Source organism: Stenotrophomonas sp. STEN023 (assembly GCF_056760135.1).
Window position 1 is genome coordinate 1 of the sequence record NZ_JBRREF010000150.1, and the last position, 3832, is coordinate 3832.

At 64.9% G+C, this 3832-nt stretch carries 3 protein-coding genes; all 3 read right to left on the reverse strand.

Annotated elements, in window-relative coordinates; translation table 11 throughout:
* Positions 1-261 precede the first annotated feature (261 nt).
* The 3 genes from acnB to ACVOLV_RS22020 are packed head-to-tail and all read right to left on the reverse strand — an operon-like array spanning position 262 to position 3525.
* The gene (acnB, locus tag ACVOLV_RS22010) at positions 262-2853 is read right to left on the reverse strand and encodes a bifunctional aconitate hydratase 2/2-methylisocitrate dehydratase (protein WP_481513244.1); all 2592 of its coding nucleotides are present in this window, start codon (positions 2851-2853) and stop codon (positions 262-264) included.
* Between the two features lie 40 nt (positions 2854-2893).
* Complete coding sequence (locus ACVOLV_RS22015) at positions 2894-3292, reverse strand: type II toxin-antitoxin system VapC family toxin (RefSeq protein ID WP_481530827.1); 399 nt, start codon at positions 3290-3292, stop codon at positions 2894-2896.
* Positions 3292-3525: an AbrB/MazE/SpoVT family DNA-binding domain-containing protein gene (locus ACVOLV_RS22020; RefSeq protein ID WP_282271410.1), complete on the reverse strand. Its 234-nt coding sequence runs from the start codon at positions 3523-3525 to the stop codon at positions 3292-3294. Before ACVOLV_RS22020 ends, ACVOLV_RS22015 begins: the two co-directional genes overlap by 1 nt.
* Positions 3526-3832 lie beyond the last annotated feature (307 nt).

The following is a 3832-nucleotide window of genomic DNA, read 5'->3' on the forward strand; positions in this document are numbered from 1 at the left end:
TTGTTGTGTTGGTTTAACTAAAACCCGGGCGAAAGCGGGGGTTTTTGTTTTGTGAAAAGTGCATCTGTTGCTGGTGTTGTGGGTGGGGCGTAAGCGGCGAAGCTGATGCATCGTCAGATCGCGGGATGTGCGGTTGCCCGCTGATCTCAGCTTCGCGGCTTACGCCGCTCCCACAACACCAGCAGCTGATGCACTTTGCAGACAACAAAAACCCCGGCTTGCGCCGGGGTTTTCGTTCAACCATCGCTACTCAGCTACAACTCAGGCGTTGACCGAATCGGCCACGTCCTTGTAATCGCTGATCTGGTCGAAGTTCATGTAGCGGTAGATCTCGGCGCCTGCCGAATCCAGCACGCCGACGTCGGCCATGTACTCTTCCTTGGTCGGGATGCGACCCAGACGCGAGCAGATCGCGGCCAGCTCGGCCGAACCCAGGTACACGTTGGTGTTGCGGCCCAGACGGTTCGGGAAGTTGCGGGTCGAGGTCGACATCGCGGTGGAGCCTTCGCGGATCTGCGCCTGGTTGCCCATGCACAGCGAGCAGCCCGGCATTTCCATGCGCGCGCCAGCCGAACCGAAGGTGCCGTACACGCCTTCCTTGGTCAGCTCGGAGGCATCCATCTTGGTCGGCGGTGCAACCCACAGACGGGTCGGGATGTCGCGCTTGCCTTCCAGCAGCTTGGCAGCGGCACGGAAGTGACCGATGTTGGTCATGCACGAACCGATGAACACTTCGTCGATCTTGGCACCGGCAACTTCGGACAGGGTCTTCACGTCGTCCGGGTCGTTCGGGCAGGCCACGATCGGCTCGTGGATGTCGGCCAGGTCGATTTCGATGACGGCGGCGTACTCGGCGTCGGCATCACCCTGCAGCAGTTCCGGGTTGGCCAGCCAGGCTTCCATCTTCTCGATGCGGCGGGCCAGCGAACGGGCGTCCTGGTAACCCTCGGCAATCATCCACTTCAGCAGGGTGATGTTGCTGGTGAGGTACTCGATGATCGGCTCCTTGTTCAGGTGCACCGAGCAACCAGCGGCCGAACGCTCAGCCGAGGCATCGGACAGTTCGAATGCCTGCTCGACCTTCAGATCCGGCAGACCTTCGATTTCCAGGATGCGGCCGGAGAAGATATTCTTCTTGCCAGCCTTGGCCACGGTCAGCAGACCGGACTTGATCGCGTACAGCGGGATCGCGTTGACCAGGTCACGCAGGGTCACGCCCGGCTGCATCTTGCCCTTGAAGCGCACCAGCACCGACTCCGGCATGTCCAACGGCATGACGCCGGTGGCAGCGGCGAAGGCGACCAGGCCCGAACCTGCCGGGAACGAGATGCCGACCGGGAAACGGGTGTGCGAGTCACCACCGGTGCCGACGGTGTCCGGCAGCAGCATGCGGTTGAGCCAGCTGTGGATCACGCCGTCGCCCGGACGCAGCGAGACGCCGCCGCGGGTGGAGATGAACTCCGGCAGGGTGTGGTGGGTCTTGACGTCCACCGGCTTCGGGTAGGCCGCGGTGTGGCAGAATGACTGCATCACCAGGTCGGCCGAGAAGCCCAGGCAGGCCAGGTCCTTCAGCTCGTCACGGGTCATCGGACCGGTGGTGTCCTGCGAGCCCACCGAGGTCATCTTCGGTTCGCAGTAGGTGCCCGGGCGCATGCCCTTCCCTTCCGGCAGGCCACAGGCGCGGCCAACCATCTTCTGTGCCAGCGAGTAGCCCTTGCCGGTATCGGCCGGCTGCACCGGCAGGCGGAACAGATCGGTGACCGGCAGGCCCAGCGCTTCACGCGCCTTGGCGGTGAGGCCACGGCCGATGATCAGCGGAATGCGGCCACCGGCGCGCACTTCGTCGAACAGCACGTCGCTCTTGACCTGGAATTCGGCGATGACTTCACCGTTCTTCAGTGCCTTGCCATCATACGGACGCAGCTCGACGACATCGCCGTGCTCCATCTTCGACACGTCCAGCTCGATCGGCAGTGCGCCGGCGTCTTCCATGGTGTTGTAGAAGATCGGGGCGATCTTCGAACCCAGGCATACGCCACCGAAGCGCTTGTTCGGGATGAAGGGGATGTCTTCACCGGTGAACCACAGCACCGAGTTGGTGGCGGACTTGCGGCTGGAACCGGTGCCGACCACGTCGCCGACGTAGGCAACCAGGTGGCCCTTGTCCTTCAGCGACAGGATTTCCTGGATCGGGCCGCGCTTGCCGTCTTCTTCCGGCACGAACGGTGCGTCGGGACGCTTGTTCTTCAGCATCGCCAGGGCGTGCATCGGAATGTCAGGACGGGTGGTGGCGTCCGGGGCCGGCGACAGGTCGTCGGTATTGGTTTCGCCCGGCACCTTGAACACGGTGATGGTCAGGCTCTGCGGCACTTCCGGCTTACTGGTGAACCACTCGGCATCGGCCCAGCTCTGCAGCACGCCCTGTGCATTGGCGTTACCGGCCTTGGCCTTCTCCTGCACATCGTGGAAGGCATCGAACACCAGCAAGGTGTGCTTCAGGCCTTCAGCGGCAATGGCGCCGACTTCGGCGTCGTCCAGCAGCTGGATCAGCGGCGCGACGTTGTAACCGCCGAGCATGGTGCCCAGCAGTTCGGTGGCGCGCGCACGGCTGATCAGCGCGTTCTTCTCGCTGCCGAAGGCGATCGCGGCCAGGTACGAGGCCTTGACCTTGGCGGCGTCATCGACGCCAGCCGGCACGCGGTTGGTGATCAGATCGACCAGGAACTCGGCTTCGCCGGCCGGCGGGTTCTTCAGCAGCTCGATGACGTCGGCCGTCTGCTGTGCAGTGAGCGGCAACGGCGGGATGCCAAGCGCGGCGCGCTCAGCTACGTGGTGGCGGTAGGCTTCCAACATGACAACTCCCGGGTGTAACGGTTAAAGAATGGATGGGCTCTCAGGCTTGCGGCACGATCAGCTTCAGGCCCTTGAAGTAGTCGCGATAAAACGTGTCGTTCCAGGTGATCAGGCCATCGCACTGCAGCAGTGCGTGGGCGCCAATCATGAAATCGTCGATGCGGCGGTTATCGCCGCTGCGCTGGCGGTGGCGGCGATGCATCTCGCCGGCACGCAGCGCGGATTTGGCTTCCAGCGGATTGAAATGGACGCCCATTTCTTCCAGCGCACCCTGCACCTCGGCGCCGCCGCGCAGTGATGCGCAGATTTCGGCCAGCGTGGTACCGCAGATGACCACCCTGCCGCCGACCAGCGCCTGCCGCAGGCAGGCTTCCACCGCGTCGGCGCGTGGGCCGTCGCTGAGCAGCTCGATCAGGACTGGAGAATCAACGGCGATCATCATGCCTCGCCGGCCTCGTCACGGACGGTACGCACGGCCTGTTCGGCCGACTCGAACCCGTCCAGGGCGAACTTGCCGCGGGCGCGCGAGATGGCATCGTCCACGCTCTTGCGCAGGATGATACGACTGCCCTCCAGCTCAACCTTGAGCTGGGTGCCCTTGGTCAGGCCCAAAGCGTCGCGTACGGCCTTGGGCAGCGTGATCTGCCCGCGTTCAGCTACGGTGGCTTCCATGGGACCTCCAATGAAGTATGTACGAATTATACATACTTTGGCCGGCATACCCCAAGCCGCACCCTGTAGAACCGACGCTTGCTCGGCGGAGCTTCACCTGTAGTGGGGGGGGGGGGGGGGGGGGCGGGGGGGGGGGGGGGGCGGCCCGCCGCCGGGCGCACAGCCCCGCCCCCCCCCCCCCCCCCCCCCCCCCCCCCCGCCGCCCCCCCCCCCACCCCCCCCCCCCCCCGCCCCCCCCCCGCCCCCCCACTGCGCCCCCTCCGTTTGGCGTAGCCAAGGGGAGGATTGGGGAGGGGTGGCTCTTGGC